The sequence below is a fragment of the Achromobacter agilis genome (assembly GCF_900496965.1).
Lineage (GTDB): Bacteria > Pseudomonadota > Gammaproteobacteria > Burkholderiales > Burkholderiaceae_B > Achromobacter > Achromobacter agilis.
Genome location: NZ_UFQB01000043.1, coordinates 1 through 21,928 on the forward strand (window position 1 = coordinate 1; position 21,928 = coordinate 21,928).

Annotated in this window: 21 protein-coding genes; 18 read left to right on the plus strand and 3 right to left on the minus strand. The window is 66.6% G+C overall.

Going from position 1 to position 21,928, the window contains the following annotated elements:
- The 11 genes from AGI3411_RS29275 to flhF all read left to right on the plus strand — a co-directional run.
- Positions 1-1,302, plus strand: a 1,302-nt coding sequence (locus tag AGI3411_RS29275; RefSeq protein ID WP_244240485.1) for a chemotaxis protein CheW, incomplete at its 5' end; no start/stop codon positions are given.
- A gap of 15 nt (positions 1,303-1,317) precedes the next feature.
- Positions 1,318-1,818, plus strand: a complete 501-nt coding sequence (gene cheW, locus AGI3411_RS29280) for a chemotaxis protein CheW (protein WP_129530805.1) — start codon at positions 1,318-1,320, stop codon at positions 1,816-1,818.
- Positions 1,819-1,910: 92 nt separating this feature from the next.
- Positions 1,911-3,614, plus strand: coding sequence for a methyl-accepting chemotaxis protein (locus AGI3411_RS29285; protein ID WP_129530806.1), 1,704 nt, complete (start codon positions 1,911-1,913; stop codon positions 3,612-3,614).
- Between the two features lie 8 nt (positions 3,615-3,622).
- Positions 3,623-4,477 (plus strand): CheR family methyltransferase, encoded by an 855-nt coding sequence (locus AGI3411_RS29290; RefSeq protein WP_129530807.1) that lies wholly within the window; start codon positions 3,623-3,625, stop codon positions 4,475-4,477.
- A gap of 14 nt (positions 4,478-4,491) precedes the next feature.
- Positions 4,492-5,550, plus strand: coding sequence for a protein-glutamate methylesterase/protein-glutamine glutaminase (locus AGI3411_RS29295; protein ID WP_129530808.1), 1,059 nt, complete (start codon positions 4,492-4,494; stop codon positions 5,548-5,550).
- A gap of 46 nt (positions 5,551-5,596) precedes the next feature.
- Positions 5,597-5,986 (plus strand): chemotaxis response regulator CheY, encoded by a 390-nt coding sequence (gene cheY, locus AGI3411_RS29300; protein ID WP_006219033.1) that lies wholly within the window; start codon positions 5,597-5,599, stop codon positions 5,984-5,986.
- A gap of 8 nt (positions 5,987-5,994) precedes the next feature.
- A complete protein-coding gene (cheZ, locus tag AGI3411_RS29305) occupies positions 5,995-6,627 on the plus strand; it encodes a protein phosphatase CheZ (protein WP_129530809.1) in 633 nt (210 codons plus the stop codon).
- A gap of 206 nt (positions 6,628-6,833) precedes the next feature.
- Positions 6,834-8,381 (plus strand): methyl-accepting chemotaxis protein, encoded by a 1,548-nt coding sequence (locus tag AGI3411_RS29310; protein ID WP_279638364.1) that lies wholly within the window; start codon positions 6,834-6,836, stop codon positions 8,379-8,381.
- A gap of 187 nt (positions 8,382-8,568) precedes the next feature.
- Positions 8,569-9,723, plus strand: coding sequence for a flagellar biosynthesis protein FlhB (gene flhB / locus AGI3411_RS29315; protein ID WP_129530810.1), 1,155 nt, complete (start codon positions 8,569-8,571; stop codon positions 9,721-9,723).
- A gap of 3 nt (positions 9,724-9,726) precedes the next feature.
- Complete coding sequence (gene flhA, locus AGI3411_RS29320) at positions 9,727-11,847, plus strand: flagellar biosynthesis protein FlhA (protein WP_129530811.1); 2,121 nt, start codon at positions 9,727-9,729, stop codon at positions 11,845-11,847.
- Positions 11,844-14,540 carry a flagellar biosynthesis GTPase FlhF gene (gene flhF, locus AGI3411_RS29325; RefSeq protein ID WP_129530812.1) on the plus strand — a complete coding sequence of 899 codons (2,697 nt, stop codon included), beginning with the start codon at positions 11,844-11,846 and terminating at the stop codon, positions 14,538-14,540. The genes flhA and flhF overlap by 4 nt, the downstream gene beginning before the upstream one ends.
- A gap of 46 nt (positions 14,541-14,586) precedes the next feature.
- On the opposite strand, the gene AGI3411_RS29330 is transcribed toward flhF, so the two are convergent.
- The 3 genes from AGI3411_RS29330 to flgA form a co-directional block, all read right to left on the minus strand.
- Complete coding sequence (locus AGI3411_RS29330) at positions 14,587-15,069, minus strand: flagella synthesis protein FlgN (protein ID WP_129530813.1); 483 nt, start codon at positions 15,067-15,069, stop codon at positions 14,587-14,589.
- Positions 15,070-15,098: 29 nt separating this feature from the next.
- Positions 15,099-15,392 carry a flagellar biosynthesis anti-sigma factor FlgM gene (gene flgM, locus AGI3411_RS29335; RefSeq protein ID WP_129530814.1) on the minus strand — a complete coding sequence of 98 codons (294 nt, stop codon included), beginning with the start codon at positions 15,390-15,392 and terminating at the stop codon, positions 15,099-15,101.
- A gap of 129 nt (positions 15,393-15,521) precedes the next feature.
- A complete protein-coding gene (gene flgA / locus AGI3411_RS29340; RefSeq protein ID WP_129530815.1) occupies positions 15,522-16,232 on the minus strand; it encodes a flagellar basal body P-ring formation chaperone FlgA in 711 nt (236 codons plus the stop codon).
- A gap of 176 nt (positions 16,233-16,408) precedes the next feature.
- Between flgA and flgB the strand changes: the two genes are divergently transcribed.
- The 7 genes from flgB (at position 16,409) to AGI3411_RS29375 (ending at position 21,910) form a co-directional block, all read left to right on the plus strand.
- Entirely contained in the window at positions 16,409-16,816 is a 408-nt protein-coding gene (flgB, locus tag AGI3411_RS29345; RefSeq protein WP_129530816.1) for a flagellar basal body rod protein FlgB, read from the plus strand.
- Between the two features lie 22 nt (positions 16,817-16,838).
- Positions 16,839-17,258: a flagellar basal body rod protein FlgC gene (flgC, locus tag AGI3411_RS29350; protein ID WP_129530817.1), complete on the plus strand. Its 420-nt coding sequence runs from the start codon at positions 16,839-16,841 to the stop codon at positions 17,256-17,258.
- 20 nt (positions 17,259-17,278) lie between these two features.
- Positions 17,279-17,977, plus strand: a complete 699-nt coding sequence (locus tag AGI3411_RS29355; RefSeq protein ID WP_129530818.1) for a flagellar hook capping FlgD N-terminal domain-containing protein — start codon at positions 17,279-17,281, stop codon at positions 17,975-17,977.
- A gap of 72 nt (positions 17,978-18,049) precedes the next feature.
- Positions 18,050-19,546 carry a flagellar hook-basal body complex protein gene (locus tag AGI3411_RS29360; RefSeq protein WP_129530819.1) on the plus strand — a complete coding sequence of 499 codons (1,497 nt, stop codon included), beginning with the start codon at positions 18,050-18,052 and terminating at the stop codon, positions 19,544-19,546.
- A 59-nt stretch (positions 19,547-19,605) separates the two neighbouring features.
- Entirely contained in the window at positions 19,606-20,370 is a 765-nt protein-coding gene (locus AGI3411_RS29365) for a flagellar basal body rod protein FlgF (protein ID WP_129530820.1), read from the plus strand.
- Positions 20,371-20,435: 65 nt separating this feature from the next.
- A complete protein-coding gene (flgG, locus tag AGI3411_RS29370; protein WP_129530821.1) occupies positions 20,436-21,221 on the plus strand; it encodes a flagellar basal-body rod protein FlgG in 786 nt (261 codons plus the stop codon).
- The gene (locus AGI3411_RS29375; protein ID WP_129530822.1) at positions 21,221-21,910 is read left to right on the plus strand and encodes a flagellar basal body L-ring protein FlgH; all 690 of its coding nucleotides are present in this window, start codon (positions 21,221-21,223) and stop codon (positions 21,908-21,910) included. Before flgG ends, AGI3411_RS29375 begins: the two co-directional genes overlap by 1 nt.
- The last annotated feature ends 18 nt before the right edge of the window (positions 21,911-21,928 follow it).

Genomic DNA, 21,928 nt, shown 5'->3' on the forward strand with positions numbered 1-21,928 from the left:
GCCGCCGCCGCGCCGGCGCCTGCCGTTGCGGAATCGGCCGCGGCGGCCGAGGCCATTACGCAGGCCGCGCGCGCGACCCGTCCTGCGGCCCCGGCGCATGCCGACAAGGAATCCACCTCGATCCGCGTAGGCGTCGAGAAGGTGGACCAGGTGATCAACCTCGTGGGCGAGCTGGTCATTACGCAGGCCATGCTGGCGCAGACGGCGTCCACGCTGGATCCCGTGCTGCACGACCGGCTGCTCAACGGCATGGAACAGCTCGAACGCAATGCCCGCGACCTGCAGGAAGCGGTCATGTCGATCCGGATGATGCCGATGGACTACGTGTTCAGCCGCTTCCCCCGCCTGGTGCGCGACATCGCCAGCAAGATGGGCAAGCAGATCGAACTGCAGACGTACGGCCGGGCGACCGAACTGGACAAGAGCCTGATCGAACGCATCATCGACCCGCTGACCCACCTGGTCCGCAACAGCCTGGACCACGGCATCGAGACCCCCGAAAAGCGGGTGGCCTCGGGCAAGGATCCGGTTGGGCAGCTGGTGCTGTCGGCCCAGCACAACGGCGGCAACATCGTGATCGAGGTCAGCGACGATGGCGCCGGCCTGAACCGCGACAAGATCCTCAAGAAGGCGATCGCCCAGGGCCTGGCCGTCAACGAGAATTCGCCCGACGACGAAATCTGGCAGTTGATCTTCGCGCCCGGCTTTTCCACCGCCGAAAAGGTGACGGACATCTCCGGCCGGGGCGTGGGCATGGACGTCGTGCGCCGCAACATCCAGGACATGGGCGGCCACGTGCAGTTGTCGTGCGAGCCGGGCAACGGCACTACGACGCGCATCGTGCTGCCGCTGACCTTGGCGATCCTGGACGGCATGTCGGTGCGCGTGGGCGAAGAAACCTTCATCCTGCCGCTGAACCATGTCACCGAATCGCTGCAGCCGACGAACGACCAGATCTACTCGGTCGCGGGCAACGAGCGCGTTATGCATGTGCGCGGCGAGTACCTGCCGCTGGTTGAAATGCACCGCGTGTTCTCGGTGAACGGCGCCCAGACCGATCCGACCCAGGCCATCGCCGTGATCATGCAGGCCGAGGACCGCCGCTTCGCGCTGCTGGTGGACCACCTGATCGGGCAGCACCAGGTCGTGGTGAAGAACCTCGAGTCGAACTATCGCAAGGTTCCCGGCATTTCGGCCGCCACCATCCTGGGCGACGGCAGCGTGGCCCTGATCGTCGACGTATTTGCGCTTGCGCGCGCCAACCGCGAGCGTTGGTCGCAGCCCGAAGCCATTCTGAATTGATGGAGAACTAACCTCATGGCAGCCAAACCGCAAGCGCACGCCGCGCGCAATGAAGATGTCGGCAGCGAATTCCTGGTGTTCACGCTGGGCGACGAAGAGTACGGGATCGACATCCTGAAGGTGCAGGAGATCCGCGGCTACGACGCCGACACGGTCACCCGCATCGCCAACGTTCCGCCGTTCATCAAGGGCGTGACGAACCTGCGCGGCATCATCGTGCCGATCGTCGACCTGCGCATCAAGTTCAACCTGGGCCGCGTCGAATACAACGAGCAGACCGTCGTCATCATCCTGAACCTCGACCGCCGCGTGGTCGGCATCGTGGTGGACGGCGTTTCCGACGTGCTGATGCTCAATTCGGGCCAGATCCGCCCGGCGCCGGAGTTCGGCGCGACGCTGTCCACGGAATACCTGACCGGCCTGGGCACGCTGGACGAGCGCATGCTGATCCTGGTGGATATCGAAAAACTCATGACTAGCGACGAAATGGCGCTGGTGGAGAAGGTCGCTTCCTGATCGGAACCTGGCCGGATGCGGGGTAAAGGCGCCAACTTCGATCCGAAGTGGCGCTTTCGTTTAACGATTGCAGTCAAGGGGTGGTGCTTGTGATGCGCAAGTTTTTCGCGAACATGACGATACGCAGCAGCTTGTTGTGGGTGCTGGCGTTCTTCTCATTCATGTTGGTGATCGGGGCGGCGCTTGGCGTCCTGTCCCTGCGCATCAGCAACGGGACGTTGGCGGAGATCAAGCAATCGCAGGAGCTGGACGATGCGGTTGGCCGCGTCGTGTCCAGCTATAAGGACACCCTGAACGGCCTGGGCCGCGCGGCGTCGGCCAACTATGCCGACATCGTGCGCAATGTGGGCCAGGCAACCCTGCTGACGCAGGGCCTGTCCGCCGACGCCACCGGCCTGCTGGAACGCGCCAAGGCGTCCATGAACAAGGGGCAGGCGGAGTTCGAGTACTACAAGACCCTGCCGCGGCCGCAGGACGCGGCCGAAGCGCTCAAGGAGATCGACGATTCCTACGGCGCATTGGTGCAACAGGGCCTGGGGCCGCTGGCCGCTTCGCTGGAAAAGGCCGACATGCCGGCCTACCAAAAGCAGGTCCAGACCGTGCAGGACGCCCTGGAAGGGCGCTTCGCCCGCGCGATCGAAGGATTCGATTTCTGGCGCGCCAGCAAGATGCTGGACGCTTATGAGGTGGCGCAGGTGCGCTACCAGTTCGTCTTGATGGCGGTCGGCGCGGGCGGCGTGATCGCCGCGCTGCTGGTGTTCGCCACCTATGTGTTCCTGCGCCGCCGGGTGCTGTTGCCGCTGAAGGAAGCGGGGAACCACTTCGACCGCATCGCCGGCGGCGACCTGACTGCCCGCGTGGACGTGCGCAATACCAACGAAATCGGCCAGCTGTTCGCCGCGCTCAAGCGCATGCAGGAAAGCCTGACCCGCACGGTGTCGGCGGTGCGCCGCGGCGTGGACGAGATCAATGTGGGTTCGCACGAGATCGCGGCGGGCAACACGGATCTGTCGAGCCGCACCGAACAGCAGGCCGCTTCGCTGGAAGAAACCGCGGCCTCCATGGAAGAGCTGGCCTCGACCGTGAAACAGAACGCGGACAACGCCCGCCAGGCCAATCAACTGGCGGCGAGCGCCTCGGACGTGGCCGAGCGCGGCGGTTCGGCGGTGTCGGAAGTGGTCGGCACGATGCAGGAGATTTCGGCCAGCTCGCGCAAGATCTCTGAGATCGTGTCGGTGATCGACGGCATCGCGTTCCAGACCAACATCCTGGCGCTGAACGCCGCAGTGGAAGCGGCGCGCGCGGGCGAGCAGGGCAAGGGTTTTGCGGTGGTGGCGGGCGAGGTGCGCTCGCTGGCGCAGCGCAGCGCGCAGGCGGCCAAGGAAATCAAGGGCCTGATCGAGGATTCGGTCACGAAGGTCGGGGCGGGCTCGCAGCAGGTGGAGCGCGCCGGAGCCACGATGCAAGAGATCGTGGCGTCGGTGAAGCGCGTGACGGACATCATGGGCGAGATTTCGGCGGCGTCGGACGAGCAGTCCAGCGGCATCGATCAGGTGAACCGCGCGGTGTCGCAGATGGACGAAGTGACGCAGCAGAACGCGGCATTGGTGGAAGAGGCTGCCGCGGCGGCGGGTTCGCTGCAGGAACAGGCGCAGCGCCTGGCCGAGGCGGTTGCCGTGTTCAAGATCAACGCAGGCGAAGTCATCGAAGTGCCAGCCCATCGCCTGTCCTCAGTGCGCGCGTCCGGCGACGGCGCCTCGCTGCAGGCGCCCGATGCGCTTGCGCTCGGGCACTGAGGGCCGCCGTGGCAACTTCGGCATACGCGGCGCCGTCCCTGTCGGTGGACCGCCAGTTCGATTTTCGCGACGCCGATTTCGCGCGCGTGCGCAAGATGATTCATGCGCACGCGGGTATCTCGCTGGGCACGCACAAGCGTGAAATGGTCTACAGCCGGCTGGCGCGGCGCCTGCGCGCCCTGGGCCTGCAGGACTTCGGCAGCTACCTGGACCAGCTCGAGAGCGAACCCGGCGCTTCCGAATGGGAAGACTTCGTCAATGCGCTGACCACCAATCTGACGGCCTTCTTTCGCGAAGCGCATCATTTTCCGATACTGGCCGACTTTGCCAAGCGCCGCGGCGGCCCGCTGTCGGTGTGGTGCTGCGCGGCTTCCACCGGCGAAGAGCCGTACTCCATCGCCATGACCCTAGTCGAGGCGCTGGGCCCGCGGGCCGGGTCGAGCACGGTGTTGGCGACCGACATCGATACCAACGTGCTGGCTCGGGCGCGCGCCGCGGTTTACCCCGAGGAGCGCGTGGAGAAGATGGACGGCGAGCGCCTGCGGCGCTTCTTCTTGAAGGGGCGGGGCGCCAACACCGGGCAGGTGAGGGTGCGTCCCGAGATTGTGGACATGGTGCGCTACGACACCTTGAACCTGTTGGCGCCGGCCTGGCCGATCGACGAGAAGTTCGACGTGATTTTCTGTCGCAACGTAATGATTTATTTTGACAAACCGACCCAGGCGAAGATTTTGGAGCGGTTTGTGCCGCTGCTCAAACCCGGCGGGCTGCTGTTCGCGGGCCACTCCGAGAACTTCACCTACATCAGCCGGGACTTCCGCCTGCGTGGGCAGACCGTCTACGAATGTGTGGGCAGGGCCTGAACGGGGCAGCAACAATGAAGAAAATAAGCGTTTTGTGTGTGGACGACTCCGCGCTGGTACGCGGATTGATGACCGAGATCATCAATAGCCAGCCGGACATGGAAGTGGTCGCGACGGCGCCGGACCCTTTGGTGGCGCGCGAACTGATCAAGCGGCACAATCCGGACGTCTTGACGCTGGACGTGGAAATGCCCCGCATGGACGGGCTGGATTTCCTGGAAAAGCTGATGCGGCTGCGGCCGATGCCGGTGGTGATGGTGTCGTCGCTGACCGAGCGTGGCGGTGAAATCACGCTGCGCGCGCTGGAACTGGGCGCGATCGATTTCGTGACCAAGCCCAAGCTGGGCATCCGCGAAGGCCTGCTTGAGTACACGGAAATCATCGCGGACAAGATCCGTGCGGCGTCGCGTGCCAAGCTGCGCGCGCCCGTGCCGCACGCGGCCCAGGCCGCGCCCGCGCCGATGCTGCGCCGCCCGCTGTCCAGCTCGGAAAAGCTGGTGATCGTCGGCGCATCCACCGGCGGAACCGAGGCCATCCGCGAAGTTCTGCAGCCGTTGCCGCCGGACAGCCCGGCGATCCTGATCACGCAGCACATGCCGGCCGGTTTCACGCGGTCCTTCGCGCAACGGCTGGACGCGTTGTGCGCGGTGACGGTGCGCGAGGCCGTTCATGGCGACCGGGTGCTGCCGGGTCACGTATACCTGGCGCCGGGCGGCGAGACGCACATGCGCCTGGGCCGCAGCGGCGCCAACTATGTGATCGAACTGGAGGCCAGCGAACCCGTCAACCGCCACCGTCCGTCGGTGGACGTGCTGTTCAATTCCGCGGCCGTCGCGGCCGGCAAGAACGCCATCGGGGTCATCCTGACCGGCATGGGCAAGGACGGCGCGGCCGGCATGCTGGCCATGCACCGGGCCGGGGCCCACACGATTGCGCAGGACGAAGCCAGCTGCGTGGTTTTCGGCATGCCCCGCGAGGCGATCGCCATCGGCGCCGCGGATGAAGTGGTTTCGTTGTCCGCGATGAGCGAACGCATTCTGACTCGCCTGGGCGACCGTGGCCACCGCGTCTGACGCGGGCGCACGATCGTTCCCAAGCACATTTTTTCTGGAGTAGAAGATGGTAGACAAGGGCATAAAGATTTTGGTGGTGGATGATTTCCCCACCATGCGGCGGATCATCCGCAACCTGCTCAAAGAGCTGGGCTTCGAGAACGTCGATGAAGCCGAAGACGGCGCGATCGGCCTGGAGAAGCTGCGCAATGGCGGCTTCCAGTTCGTCGTGTCCGACTGGAACATGCCTAATCTCGATGGCCTCGAGATGCTCAAGCAGATCCGCGCCGATGCCTCGCTGGCGTCGCTGCCGGTCCTGATGGTGACGGCCGAGGCCAAGAAGGAAAACATCGTCGCGGCGGCCCAGGCCGGCGCCAACGGTTACGTGGTCAAGCCTTTCACCGCGGCGACGCTGGAAGAGAAGCTCACCAAGATCTTCGAGAAAATCGCTGGCTGAGGCGCGCTATGAGCACGACGGAAAATGTTGATCCGGCGGATTCCCCCGACCTGATCCATCGCATCGCGTCGCTGACGCGCATGCTGCGCGACAGCATGCGCGAGCTGGGCCTGGACCAGGCGATCAAGGACGCGGCTACCGCCATCCCCGACGCCCGCGACCGCCTGCGCTATGTGGCGCAGATGACCGAACAGGCTGCCAATCGCGTGCTGAACGCGACTGAACAGGCCGGCCCGCTTCAGGACAAGCTGTCGCGTTCCGCGCAGGCGCTGGATACGCGTTGGCAGCAATGGTACGACCAGCCGCTGGAGCTGCCGCAGGCGCGCGAACTGGTGAAAGACACCCGCGCCTACCTGCAAGACGTGCCCAAGCAGGCGCAGCAGACGCAGTCGCACCTGATGGAAATCATCATGGCGCAGGATTTCCAGGATCTGACGGGCCAGGTCATCATGCGCATGATGGACGTCGTGGGCGCCATCGAACGCGAGCTGCTGCAGGTCCTGCTGGACAACGTGCCGCAGGAGCGCCGCGAAGAGGCCAACAGCCTGCTCAACGGTCCGCAGATCAGCCCTCAGGGCAAGGCCGACGTGGTCACCAGCCAGGACCAGGTCGACGACCTGCTGGCGAGCCTGGGCTTCTAGGCCCGGCGGGCAGCGCCGGCGGACATGCCCTCCGGCGGCGCGCGCCGCTTTTTTCATGAACGTATTCCCTAAGGGCGCAATCCGCGCCCGGCCGATAGACTTTCCGCTATAAGAATCGGGGCCTCGCAGCACGAGACAAGGCGCAACGCGCGCCAGGCAACGGATGCCCATAGAAGGCAATCCGGGCCAGCACAAGGAGGTTCATCTTGGCCAGATCCGTATTCCGCGTGGGCGGCATGTGGGGACTGTTGCGCCGGCTCAATCGAGGCGACGCCATGCTGTCGGAACGCACCCTGTCCATCAGCCCGGCCGTCTGGCCGCTATACCGCTTCCTGGGGCAGATCCGCCGCCGCATCATGACCGTGCGGCAATCCAGCATCGACATTGCGCTGAACGCCGCGCGCACCCAATACCAGGCCGGACGCTGTTCGCAGTTGGCGCAGGAGCAGTCGCGAGCGGCCCAGGCCCTGGCCGAGAGCGGCACACAGATCGCGGCGCTGTCGGCGTCCACCTCGACCCATGCGCGCGAAATCGCCCAGGTGTCCGGACACAACCTGGAGGCGGCGGAGCAGGCGCTGGCGGAGCTGTCCGACGTCAAGCTGCGTGTCGACCGCATGACCCGGGAGATGGCCGCCTTCACCGACGTGGTGCGCCAACTGACCACGCGCGCCCGTTCGGTGGGCGACACCAGCAAGCTGATCAAGGAGATCGCCCTGCAGACGCAGCTGCTGGCGCTGAACGCCGGCGTGGAGGCGGCCAGGGCCGGCGATGCCGGACGCGGCTTTGCGGTGGTGGCGAGCGAGGTCGGGCGGCTGGCAGAGCGGGTGAATTCCGCCACCGGCGATATCGCCCGGCACAGCGGCGAAATGCTGGAACTGGTCGAGAGCACCGAGCGCCAGACCGGCAGCCTGAGCGACGACGTCGACGCGTCGGGCCAGGTCCTGGACAGGACCTGCGCCGATTTCCAGCGTTTCGTGGACGACTTCGGCAGCATGAACCGGCAGGTGGCCGAGGTGGTGCAGGCGATCGGCGAGGTGGACGCCACCAATCACGGCATGAGCCAGGAGGTGGGGCGGATCGCCGCGCTCAGCGCGGACGTGCTCCAGCGCATGGGCAGCATGTCCGGCGAGATCGACCGCATCCGCCGCCAGACCGAAAGCGTGCAGGAGGTGCTGGCGGACATGCGCACCGGCAATACGGCGTTCGACGGCCTGTCCGACGCCGTCGAGGCGTTCCGGGACGCGGCCGCCGGGCTGCTGGAAGCGGCCAGGAAAGGCGGGACGGACGTGTTCGACCGCCATTACCGCCGCATCCCGGGCAGCGCGCCTGCGCGCTATCACACCGCCTACGACCGGGCGATCGAGGAGCCCCTGACCCGATTGCTGGACCGGGTGCTGGAGTCGGTGCCGGGCGCCATCTACACGATTCTGGTGGACAACCGGGGCTACGCACCGGCGCATAACAGCCGGTTTTCGCATGCGCCCAGCGGGGATCCGGAACAGGACATTGTCCGGGTGCGCCATAAGCGCATCTTCGATGATCCGGTAGGCGCCCGGCTGGCCGCCAACACGGGCGCCATGCTGTTCCAGACCTACTCGCGCGACACGGGCGAAATCGTTAACGATATCTCCGTCCCCGTTTATCTGGGGCCGGAACACTGGGGCGCGGTGCGGATCGGCCTGGACTACGGGCGCTTCCAGGCGGCGCTGGCGGCCCGGAATGCCGGGCATGAGACGGTCGCCGCGGCCGGTTGACGCCAGGGGAGGATCCGGAACGCGCGGCGTTCCCGGCCGCGCCGCGCGGGCAGGGCCGGGGCGCATCCCGGAATAGCGCCGCTTTCCCCCCGTTTCTTGGCTTATCGCCAAACCCCAGGGCCTCCTAGAATCTCGGCGGGCAGCTCGCAATCCCAGAATCCGCGAGCCGCAACGACACCCGCAGAGCATGGCCGACGATAGCGACCTCGAAAAGACCGAAGCCGCCTCTCCCAGGCGCCTGGAAAAGGCGCGCGAGGAGGGGCAGATTGCGCGTTCCCGCGAACTGGGCACGTTCATGATGCTGGCCGCGGGTGTCGGCGCGGTCTGGGCGGGCGGCGGTTCGCTCTACCGGTCCTTGAGCGGGGTGTTGCGCAATGGGCTGGGTTTCGACCAGCGTATCGTCGCCGATCCCGGCGTGATGGTCGAGCGCGCGGTCGACGGCTTTGGCCAGATCCTTCTGGTGCTGCTGCCGATTTTCGGGCTGCTGGCGGTGGTTGCGGTCCTGTCCAGCGTGCTGCTGGGGGGCATCGTCATCTCCGGCAAGCCCTTGCAGTTCAATTTTTCCAAGCTCAGCCCGGCGGCGGGGCTGAAGCGGATGTTTTCGTCGCAGACCGTGGTCGAACTGATCAAGGCGCTGGCCAAGGCCGCGCTGGTGGGCGGCGTGGCCGTCTGGGTGATCTGGCGCTACCACGACGATATGCTGAGCCTGATGCACGTCGCACCGTCGGCCGCGCTCACCAAGGCGCTGACGTTGGTGGCGATGTGCTGCGCCTTCATTGTGGCGTCCTTGCTGGTCATCGTGCTGCTGGACGTGCCGTGGCAGATCTGGAGCCACCTGAAGAAGCTGCGCATGTCCAAGGAAGACGTGCGCCAGGAGCACAAGGAAAGCGAAGGCGATCCTCACGTGAAGGCCCGCATCCGCCAGCAGCAGCGCCAGGCGGCGCGGCGCCGCATGATGTCGGAAGTTCCCAAGGCGGACGTCGTGGTGACCAACCCGACCCATTACGCCGTGGCGCTGAAGTACGACGAGGGCAAAAGCGGGGCGCCGCGGGTGCTGGCCAAGGGCACCGGCCTGATCGCCGCGAAGATCCGGGAGCTGGCGGCGGAGCACCGCATCCCCACCTTGGAGGCGCCGCCGCTGGCGCGCGCCCTGCATCAACACGTGGAGCTGGGGCAGGAAATCCCGGCCGAGCTATACACCGCGGTGGCAGAAGTGCTGGCGTGGGTTTTCCAGCTGCGTTCCTGGCGATCGGGATGGGGGGCCGAACCGGAGGCCCCGACCCGCCTGGCCGTGCCCGCCGAGCTGGACCCGCAGGCAAAAACCGCAGCACAAGGAGTTTAAGGAATGAGCGCTTTGCTCACCATGTTGAAGAGTGGCGGAGCCACGCACGCGCGGCTGCTGGCCGGCCCCATCCTGATCGTGATGGTGCTGGGGATGATGGTGCTGCCCCTGCCCACGTTCCTGCTGGACCTGTTGTTCACCTTCAACATCGCGTTGTCCGTGATGATCCTGCTGGTGGCCATGTTCACCCGCAAGCCGCTGGATTTCGCCGCGTTCCCGGCCGTCCTGCTGTTCGCCACGCTGCTGCGCCTGTCGCTGAACGTCGCGTCCACGCGCGTGGTGCTGCTCCATGGCCATACCGGCCCGGACGCAGCGGGCAAGGTCATCGAAGCGTTCGGCCACTTCCTGGTGGGCGGGAACTTCGCCGTCGGGATCATCGTGTTCGTGATCCTGACCATCATCAACTTCATCGTCATTACCAAGGGCGCGGGGCGGATCGCGGAAGTGGGCGCGCGTTTCACGCTGGACGCCATGCCCGGCAAGCAGATGGCGATCGACGCGGACTTGAACGCCGGCCTGATCGGCGAAGACGAGGCGCGCAAGCGCCGCTCGGAAGTGGCGCAGGAGTCGGACTTCTTCGGCTCGATGGACGGCGCCAGCAAGTTCGTGCGCGGCGACGCCATCGCCGGCCTGCTCATCATGGCGATCAACATCATCGGCGGCCTGGTCGTGGGCGTGGCGCAGCACGACATGTCGATGAGTGATTCGGCGCGCGTCTATACGCTGCTGACCATCGGCGACGGCCTGGTCGCCCAGATTCCGGCCCTGGTGATTTCCACCGCCGCCGGCGTGGTCGTGTCGCGCGTATCGACCGACCAGGATATCGGCCAGCAGATCATCAGCCAGCTGTTTTCCAACCCCAGCGTGCTGTTCCTCACCGCCGCCATCATCGGCATCATGGGCCTGATCCCCAACATGCCGCACATCGCCTTCCTGACCCTGGCCGCCGCGCTGGGCTGGGGCGGCTGGCTGCTGCACAAGCGGAAGACCGCCGCCGTGGCCGCCGCGGCGGAGGTGCCGCCGCAGGCGATCACGCAGGCGCAAGCCGCCGCGGCCGAAGCCAGCTGGGACGACGTGTCCATGGTGGATCAATTGGGTCTGGAAGTGGGCTACCGCCTGATTCCGCTGGTGGACCACGCCCAGAACGGCGAACTGCTGCATCGCATCCGCAGCCTGCGCAAGAAGTTCGCGCAGGACGTGGGGTTTCTGCCGCCGGTCGTGCATATCCGCGACAACCTGGAACTCAAGCCCAACGACTACCGCATCCTGCTGTCGGGCGTGGAGGTGGGCCATGGCGTGGCGATGCCCGGCCAGTGGCTGGCGATCGACCCGGGCGGCGTGACCGTGCAGATCAAGGGCACGCCCACGACCGATCCCGCCTTCGGCCTGCCGGCGCTGTGGATCGATGGCAGCCTGCGCGACCAGGCCCAGGTGGCGGGCTATACGGTGGTGGACGCCGGCACGGTCGTCGCGACGCATTTGAACCACTTGATGCACCGCCACGGCTCGAACCTGCTGGGCCGCCAGGAAGTGCAGCAGCTGCTGGACCGCATCGGCCGCGACGCGCCGAAGCTGATCGAGGACCTGGTGCCGAAGACGCTGTCGCTGACGGTGCTGCAGAAGGTGCTGCAGGGCCTGCTGTCGGAAGAGGTGCCGATCCGCGACATGCGGACCATCATCGATACGCTGTCCGAGCACGGACCGCGCCTGGCGGCGCAGGCCGCCGGGTCGGGCAGCCAGCCCGATATCAACGAGCTGATCGCGCTGACCCGCCGTTCGCTGGGCCGCGCCATCACGCAGCAATGGTTCCCGGGCGAGGGCGAATTGCGGGTCATCGGCCTGGACGTGAAGCTGGAGCGCGTGCTGTCGCAGGCCATGACGACCAGCGGCGGCCTGGAACCGGGCCTGGCCGACACGCTGCTGCGGGAAACGCAGGCGGCCGTCGAGCGGCAGGAGTCGCAAGGTAACGCGCCGGTGCTGCTGGTGTCGCCGGTCTTGCGCGCGCCGCTGTCGCGCTTCCTGCGGCACCACTTGCCGCAGCTGGGCGTGTTGTCGAATACGGAAATACCCGATGAGCGCATGGTCAGGGTGACCGCGCTGATCGGCGGAGGCAATGGGGCATGAAGATAAGCCGCTTTTTTGGGGTCAACAGCCGTGAAGTGATGCGCCAGGTGCGCCAGGTGCTCGGGCCGGACGCGCTGATCGTCTCGAACCGCAGCGTCGATGGCGGGGTGGAGGTGCTGGCCACCGTGGAGGGCGCTTTCGACGACGCGCCCGCGCAGGCCGCGCCGCGCGAGGCCGCCCCGCAACCCCAGGGCCAGGAGGCGCGGCCGTCCCCCGCGCCCGCCATGCCCGCCGCGCCTATCGTGGCTCCGCCGCCGTCGGGTTATATGACGCCGACACGCTCCATCGCGGCCTACCAATCCGCCTACGCCGCGCCGGCGCAATCGGAAACCGTTGCCCCTGCGCCGGCTGCCGTGGCTTCCACCGCACCCCGTGCGGAGCCGCCGGCGATGGCCCCGGCCCCCCGGCCGGCGCCGGCCGCCGTGGCGGAAACGCCTATGGCCGCGCCGCCGGTCCGCGCACCGGCTCCCGCGCCTGCGCATGTCCCGGCGGCAGCCCCGCCCGCGGTCCCGTCCATGGCCCGCATGCCGGATGCGCCGTTGCGGCAACCGCCGGCAATGGCACAGCCCGCTCTGTCCAGCGATGCCACGGCCGGCCTGCAGGACGCGATCAGCGCCTTGCGCGGCGCGCTGGAAAGCCGCATGGACGGCCTGCTCTGGGGCGGCCGCCAGGGGCCGGGCCGCGAGCCCGCCGCCGCGGCGCTGTTCCGCAGCCTGCTGGACGCGGGATTCAGCACGAAGCTGGTGCGCACCCTGGTCGAACGCCTGCCGGAAGGAATGGCCCCGGAAGCCGCCCTGAACTGGGCGCGCAATGAGCTGGTGACGCACCTGCCCGTGCTGCGCTCCGAAGACGAATTCCTGGGCGGCGGCGTGTACGCGCTGGTCGGCCCGACCGGCGTGGGTAAGACGACCACGCTGGCCAAGCTTGCGGCCCGCTGTGTGGCCCGCGAGGGCCGTGAACAGGTCGCGATGCTGACCACCGACAACTTCCGGATCGGCGCGCTGGAGCAATTGCAGATCTATGGCCGCCTGATGGGCGTGCCCGCTCATTCGGTGCGGGATGCGGGCGAACTGCGCCGCATCCTGGCTGAACTGGGCAACCGCAAGATTGTGCTGATCGATACCACCGGCATCAGCCAGCGCGACCGGCTGGTGGCGGAACAGGCGGCAATGCTGTGCAACGCCGGCAAACCCGTGCGCCGGCTGCTGGTGCTGAACGCCGCCAGCCAGGGCGATACGCTGGACGAAGTGGCCCACGCCTATCGCAATGGCGTAGGCGAGGACGTGGCGGGGTGCATTATCACCAAGCTGGACGAGGCCACCCGCCTGGGCGCGGCGCTGGACACGGCCATCCGCCACCGTCTGCCCATCCACTATGTGTCGGTCGGACAAAAAGTGCCCGAGCACATGGAGCTGGCCCGCGCGGACGTGCTGATCGACCGCACGTTCTCGATGGTCGAACGGGCGCGCGCGCTGTACACCCCCAGCGAGGCGGATCTGGCGTCGCTGGTTCCGTCCTCGCGCGAAGCCGAGAGCGGCGATCCGGCCCGGCGCCGGCAGTTGCTGGCGTCGGCCATCCTGCGTCCGCAGGGCGGAGCGGGGTCGATCGAGGCGGCGCAGAACCTGGACAACACCATTGCGTGGCTGGAAAGCGATCCGGCCTGCGTTCAGGCGCGCGCGTCGTGGCGCGGCTATGTGGACAACGGCGCCAGCCTGGCGGTGCTGGGCGATGACCCGCTGGCCATGGTGCGCCGCGAGTTTTCCGCCACCTGCAACCGGCATCTGCTGGCCGTGCATGGCAAGGCCGGCATGAAAGGCGAGGGCTTGCCCGGCGGGACGCTGTTGAGCACGCTGCTGATGAGCGACCGGGGCGCGGCCCTGGCGGCTCCCGCGCAGCAATTGGCGCTGCCGCATGGCACGCTGTCGTCGTTCGCGCCGGCGGAGCCGGCCCAGCCCGACGCGGCCCTGGCGCTGGAAGCGCGGGTCGGCTGGCTGGGCGGGAAGCTGGCGCACCTGCCGGTCGTGCATCTGCTCGAGGCAGGCACTTCCGCCATCTGGCCGTCTTTGAGCGGGCAGGGCGTTTCCTGGGTGGCGCGCAGCGCCGGCGGCCAGCGCGTGATCCAGGACGAATGCCCCACCAACCTGAATGCGGTCGGCAAGAGCGTGGGTTACCTGCCGGTGGGCCAGCCTGGCGATATGCCGGGGCTGTTCACCGACAAAAACGGCAAGCGGGTGCCGCTGGCGCTCTGGGCGTCGGGCACGGAAGTCACGCTGCCCGGCCGCGGCGAGAGCGCGCCGGTCCGATTGGTCTGCGCCCGCCTGATCGATACGGCCAGCGGCGAGGTGGCCGGGCAATTGTTCGGCATGACCAACCTGCCGGCATCCCAGGCGGACGCGGGCACGGTGGCGCGCTGGCTGGTGCTGCAGGACGAGGCCAAGGCCGGATTCCGCTATATGGCGAGTTCATGGCAGGCGCTGCCCGCCGTCGATGGCGCCCATGCGCTGGCGCGCCAGGCCCTGATTGCCGGGCAGATGGGCGCGGCCTGCTGGCAGCTAGCGCATTCCTCGGTCGCGGACGTCGTTCGAGGGCCCTTGTCGGGCATCATGGGAACGGAACGCAAGCTGTCCGGGCGCGTGCTGCCGGTTGCCTTGCTGAAAATGTACGCGATGCTGGAGATGACTGGCGGCGCCTAGGGGAGGCAAGCTCCCGCGCCACGGGCCGGGCCGGAAACCGCCTGGATCAGCCGGCGACGATGGGCTTGCGGCCGGGCGCGCTGCGGGCGCCACGGCCCCGCGCGTCGTAGGTGGCGGGCGCGCCGGCCGCGCCCAGGTTGCGCAGGGCGTCCAGCGATTGCTGGGTATAGCGCAGGTGCACGTCGATCAGGGCACCGTTGCGCAGATTGATTTCATTGGCGGATGCCGACTTCGTCAGCAAGGCCTGCCAGACCCCGGCCAGCTGCGGGTGCAGCACGGCGGCCTGTTCGGTGCCGGCGTGCCCGATGGGCAGGCCGATTTCGGCGAGCAGGGTGTCGCGCGTCTGGCTGAGGTCCACGAGCTGGCGCGCCACACTGCTCTTGCGTTCGGTGATTTCCTGCAGCGCGCCGACGTTCCCCGGCCCCACCAGCACTTCGGTCTCTTCTTCCAGGATGGCGGAGAACTCGGTGATCAGGGCGTCTTCCTGCCTCATGCAGGATTGCAGGGAATCGACGGTGTTCGTGGTCATGCGGCTGCTCGGGTTGGAATGTTGCGGGTTTATTTCAGCAGGTCGCGGGCGCTGGCGATCAGGCTGTCCGCGATGCGGCCGGTGTCGATCTTGAGCTGGCCCGAGGCGATCGCGGCGCGGATGGCGGCGACGCGCTCGACGTTGATGTCGTTCGAGCCGTCCTGCAGGGCCAGCATTTTGCGCGAGGCCGAGCTCAGCGCCACCTGCGAACTGCTGGACCCGCTGGCGCTGCTGGCGCCATAGGCCTGGGCGACCGCCGACTCCGGACGGGAGCCGATGGCGTCCGCCGACAGGGGGCGATTGGTGGTGGAATTGATCTTCAAGATAATCTCCGCAGGGCGTCCTGGGTCGGTTGTGCGACGGATCCGCCTACTTTATGTCTCTGTAACGACAGGGCCGGAAGGAACTTTAGGGTAGGCGGGCCATCGGCGCAACGCGATATGTAACAACCTCTACAGCTGTATTTCAACCAGCCCCGCATTGCGCACGATGCCGCTGACCACCTGGCCGCCGGCGGTCCGCACTTGCACCATGGCGCCGGGAGCGGCGTTGTCCAGCGCCTGGCCCTCGCTGCTGACCACGAATCCGGTGCCGCGCGCATTGATGCGCACGTTGGAGCCGCGCAGCACCGACTGGGCATTGCGCAGGGACGATCCGCGGACGGTCTGCCCGGCGTTGATCCGGTAGGCGGCGGTCATGCCGACCACCGTTTGCGGGTCGGTAATGGCGCCAGGGGGGAGGGCGACCAGGTCGCCGTCCCGGGGGGCCAGGTCGGCAGGCGTCAGGGCCTGGCCGGCCGCGATCGGGCGCGAAGCGACGTAATACTGGCCTGGCACGCTTACCGTGGCCTGCACGTAGGTCGTCCAGGGCTTGGGCGCATTGCAGCGCACGCCCACAGTCATGCGCGAACGCAGTTTCATGCCCGAGGGCAAAAATGGGGACATTGCGTCGCAAGACGCCAGGCGGTCGGCCCGCGGAGGATCAATGGCGATCGACGGCTGGCCGGGCAGGCTGGCCAGCTGATCCTGCAGGTAAGCCTGCGCGACGAGGGCGATGGCTTCGGATGGCTGGGCCGCCGCTTCCTGCCCCTGTGCGGCCGCCAGTGGCAGCAGCAGGGCGGCCAGGCTGGCGGCGCGCGCGCGGAGTCTTGCGGAGATTTTCATGATGGATGAATTGTAGAAGTCCGCGGTGCTTGGCAATACGTGAATTGGATGAGAAATGACGGGTTATTTGGCTGATTGTGGCGGCCGCCCCGACCCTATGATGCCGTCATCCAATGGGATAACGGTGCGTCCGGGATCCCGTGTCCATCCGAATTGCAATGCACGAAGGCGCCACGATGCTAGACAGGCTTAACGAAGATTTCCGGTTCTTCCAGCAGTCCCTGGGACTGCGCGCGCAGCGCCAGGAAGTGCTGTCGTCGAACATCGCCAACGCCGATACGCCCAACTACAAGGCCCGCGATTTCGATTTCAAGACGGCGATGGCGAACGCCATGGACGGCACCATGCGCCTGCCGGACACCTCGCTCGCGCTGACCTCCGCCCGCCATATTCCGGCCAAGGCCGTGTCGCAGGGGCCCACTGAGCTTCTGTACCGCCTGCCGTACCAGCCCAGCATGGACGGCAATACGGTGGATATGGATATCGAGCGCGTGCAGTTCGCCGATAACACCTTGCACTACCAAAGCACCATGCAGATGCTGTCAGGCCGTATCCGGACCATGATGGCCGCAATCCAGGAATGATTACTGAACGGAGCGCCAGGCAATGTCCTTGTTGAGCATTTTTGATATCGCCGGTTCGGCGTTGAGCGCGCAATCGCAGCGCATGAACGTTGCGGCCAGCAATATGGCCAACGCCGACAGCGTGGTCGGCCCGGACGGCCAGCCCTACCGCGCCCGCCAGGTCGTGTTCCAGGTCAACCCGCCCGCCGGCCAGGCGCTGGGGCAGGAGATCGGCGGCGTGCGCGTGGCCGGCGTCATCCAGGACCAGTCTCCCCTGAAGCAGGTCTACGACCCCCAGCATCCCCTGGCGGACGCCCAGGGCTACGTCAGCATGCCCAACGTCGATCCGGTGGCCGAAACGGTCAACATGATCGCGGCGTCGCGCTCCTACCAGGCGAACGTCGAGGTGCTGAATACCGCCAAGGCGCTGATGCAGAAGACGCTGACCATCGGCCAGTCCTAATTTCTTGAACAAGTGAATTCATGACCACTGTCGACCAAACCACGAGCCAGACCGGCCTGGGCCTTGCGCAGACCGGCGCCTATTCCAGCGGCACGGCGCAAGGCCTGCAGGACCAGTTCCTGACGCTGCTGGTGACCCAGCTGCAGAACCAGGATCCGTTGAACCCGATGCAGAACGCCGAGCTGACCTCTCAGCTTGCGCAGATCTCCACCGTGGAAGGCATCAACAACCTGAAGAACACGATGCTGGCCATCAGCGGCCAGATCGACGTGTCGCAGTCGATGAACGCGGTGGCCATGATCGGCAAGGGCGTGCTGATCCCCGGCTCCAAGGTCAAGGTCGGCGTGGATGGCGAGAATGCCGCCGAGCGCGTGGTCACCCCTTATGGCCTGGACCTGCAGGCCGACGCCGCCAAGGTCCAGGTGCGGATTTCGGATGCCAACGGCGCGGTGGTGCGCACCATCGAGATGGGCGAGCAGTCGACCGGTGTCTACACGCTGAATTGGGACGGCAAGAACGACAGCGGCGTGGCGCTGGAACCGGGCGCGTACACCGTGTCCGTCCTGGCCACGGATGGCGATGGAAAGAAGGTGAACTCGGAAGTGCTGAGCTACGGCCAGGTCAAGAGCGTGGCTTATTCCACCAATGGCCTGCGCCTGGACCTGGGCCTGGATGGCCAGACCAGCATGCTGGACGTGCGCAAGGTGATCGGCGCCTGAAGCGGGCGCAACGAATCGGTGCCGGCGCAAGCGCGGCGGCTTCACTCAGTTTAAGGATTAGCGAGAGAAAACATGGGCTTTGGACAAGGATTGAGCGGCTTGAATGCCGCGGCGCAGAACCTGGACGTCATCGGCAACAACATCGCCAACTCGGGCACGGTCGGCTTCAAGTCGTCGACCGCCTCCTTCGCGGACGTGTATGCCAGTTCGCGCGTCGGCCTGGGCGTGAAGGTTGCGGCGATCAGCCAGCGTTTCACGGTGGGCACCGTGCAGGGCGGCGGCGGCGAATACGACATCGCCATTGACGGCGCCAAGGGCATGTTCCGCGTCACCGACCAGAGCGGCGCGGTGATGTACACCCGCAACGGCGAATTCCTGGTCGACAAGAACAACTTCATCGTGAACGCCCAGGGCTACCGTCTGACCGGCTATCCGGCCGGCGCCATCGGCGCGAACCCGACCGAGCTGCAGCTGCCCATGGCCAACGTGGCGCCGAAGGCGACCTCCACGGGCACGACGGTGGCCAACCTGGACGCGAACGCCAAGGTCGTCTACGAGACCAATACCGAAACCGTGCCGGAAACGCTCGGCACGGTCACGCTGGGCGGCACTATTTTCTCGTTCCGGCGCGACGGAGCCGGCGCCGCGACGCTGGTGGCCAGTGTGCCTGCGGGAACGCCGGTGCCTGGCGTTGGCGCCACGTTCACCAACGGCGCCGAGACCGTTACGATGGGCGCAAACGGCGCCGTCGCGTCGGGCGATCTGTCCAAGATGGCGACGTTCTCGGAGTACGTGGCGGCAACCGTCGAAGTCGGCAAGCCTTTCGACCCGACGGTCGCTGGTTCCTACACCAACGCCTCGCCCATGACGGTGTATGACTCGCTGGGCAACTCGCACCAGGTCATGCAGTACTTCGTGAAGCGTCCGTCCGAAGCGGGCGCCAGCGTTTACGAGGTCTACTACACGATGGACGGCAAGGCCATGGCGCCGACCACGGAGAACGGCGGCGTGTGGAGCAGCGGCGTCACGCCCACGAAGCTCACGTTCAACAACGCCGGCACGCTGACCAGCGCGCCCGTCGTGACCCTGAGCTTTGCGCAGCCCGGCGGCACCACGACCCCGGCCGATCCGCTGAACATCGCGATGAACTACACCGGCACCACGCAGTATGGCAGCAACTACAAACTGGTGGCCAAGCCCGACGGCTACACCTCCGGTGAGTTCAGCGGCATCAACATCGGTGGCGACGGCAGCCTGGTGGCCAGCTACACCAACGGCGAAACCCAGGTTGTCGGCACCATCGTGCTGGCCGACTTCTCCAACCTGCAAGGCCTGCAGCCGGTCGGCAACAACGCCTGGACGGAAACGGCGGCCTCGGGCCAGCCCATCCTCGGCCAGCCTGGCACCAACGGCATGTCCAAGGTGGTGGGCCAGGCGACCGAAGCCTCCAACGTGGACATGAGCAAGGAGCTGGTCAACATGATCATCGCCCAGCGCACCTACCAGGCCAATTCGCAGACCATCAAGACTCAGGACGAGATCATGCAAGTCCTGATGAACCTGAAGTAGAGGCGGGCCCACCCCCCGAAGCGCCGCAGGCGCATATCTGGATAGCGATGGAATAGGAAATGGATCGGATTATTTATACCGCGATGAACGGCGCGGCGCGTATCACGGAGCACCAGGCCGCGTTAAGCAACAACATGGCCAACGTGAACACGCCGGGCTTTCGCGAGCAGATCGCGCTGTACCGGTCCGTTCCCGTGACCGACGGCGTGAGCCTGCCTACGCGTGTGTCGACGGTCGCCTCCACGCCCGGCAACAGTTTCCAGATGGGCACGATGCAGACCACCGGCCGCGACCTGGACGTGGCCCTGTCCAGCGAGCGCGGCTGGCTGGCGGTGCAGACGCCGCAGGGCGAAGCCTATACCCGCGCCGGCAGCCTGCAGGTCGGCGTCAATGGCCTGCTGCAAACGTCGCTGGGCCAGCCCGTGCTGTCGGACCAGGGGGGCGTTATCGACGTGCCCGACCAGGCCGCGCTGACGATCACCTCCGACGGCACCATCACCGCCATCGGCGCGGGCGATGCGCCGAACAACATTCTGAACCTGGGCCGGCTCAAGCTGGCCGATCCGCCGAAAGAAGAGCTGGTGCATGGCGACGACGGCGTGTTCCGCCGGGCGCCGGCCAATGGCCAGCCCGCGCCTCCGATGCCCGCCGATCCCAGCCTGCGTCTGCTGGCGGGCGTGCTGGAAGGCAGCAATACGAATCCGATGGCGTCTATGGTCGGCATGATCGAGAACGCCCGCCGCTTCGAGCAACAGATGCAGGTGATCCAGCAATCGGACCGCAACGCCGAGCGCGCCAACGGCATTTTGTCGATAAGCGCTTGATCCGGCGGCTGATTTAAAACCATTTTTCGCGCGCGGCCGGGCCGCGGCACCAGGAGTATTTCATCATGATGCGTTCGCTGTGGATCGCCAAGACGGGCCTGGAAGGTCAGCAGACCTCCATGGACGTGATTTCCAACAACCTGGCCAACGTTTCCACCAACGGCTTCAAGCGCGGCCGTGCCGTGTTCCAGGACCTGATGTACCAAACGTTGCGCCAGCCGGGCGCCCAGGTCGGGGATGCCACCCAACTGCCCTCCGGGCTGCAGCTGGGTACCGGCGCGCGCGTGGCCGCGACCGAGCGCATCCACACCTCGGGCAACCTGAACAACACGGGCAGCGAGATGGACGTCGCCATCAACGGCCGAGGCTTCCTGCAGATCGAACTGCCCGACGGCACGCAGGCCTACACCCGCGACGGTTCGCTGCAGCGCGACCAGAACGGCCAGCTGACCACGGTCAGCGGCTACGTGATCCAGCCGCCGATCAACGTGCCCGACAACGCCTTGTCGATCACCATCGGCAACGACGGCATGGTTTCGGTGACCCAGCCGGGCGCCGCCGGTGTCAACGTGCAGATCGGCCAGCTGCAGATCGCGACGTTCATCAACCCGACCGGCCTGCAGAGCATCGGCGAGAACCTGTACCTGGAAACCGACGCGTCGGGCCCGGCCAACCTGCTGCAGCCTGGCGTGGACGGCGCCGGTTCCATCATGCAGAACTACGTCGAAACCTCCAACGTGAATGTCGCCGAAGAGCTGGTCAACATGATCACCACGCAGCGCGCCTACGAAATGAACAGCAAGGCCGTCAAGACCTCGGACGAAATGCTGGCCCGCCTGACCCAACTGTGATGTCCATGTCTGTCTTGCGCCTGGTAACGAGTGCGGCCCTGGCCATGCTGGTGGCCGGCTGCGCCATGATTCCGCCCGAACCTATCGTGACCGGGCCGACGACGGCCGCGCCGCCGGCGCCGCCGATGCCTTCGGCGCAGCCCACGGGCTCCATCTACCAGCCCACGACCTACGGCAACTATCCGCTGTTCGAGGACCGCCGGCCGCGCAATGTGGGAGACATCGTCACCATCGTTCTGAACGAGAAGACGAACGCCTCCAAGAACGTCGCCACCAACACCAACCGTACGGGCAGCGCCTCCCTGGGCATCGCCGCCGCGCCGTCCTTCATGGACAGCTGGGCCAACGCCAACCTGAACACGGACGCCAAGGGCGGGAACGTGTCGCAGGGCAAAGGCGACAGCACTGCCAACAACGCCTTCACGGGTACCATCACCACGACGGTGGTGGGCGTGATGTCCAACGGCAACCTGCAGGTGGCGGGCGAGAAGCAGATCGCCATCAACCGCGGCAGCGAGTATGTACGCTTCTCCGGCGTCGTGGACCCGCGCTCCATTACCGGCACGAACACCGTGTCGTCCACGCAAGTGGCCGACGCCCGCATCGAATACCGCAGCAAGGGCGTCATGGATGAGGTCCAGACCATGGGCTGGCTGCAGCGCTTCTTCTTGATGGCGTCGCCGTTCTGAACATGAAGGATAGGTCCG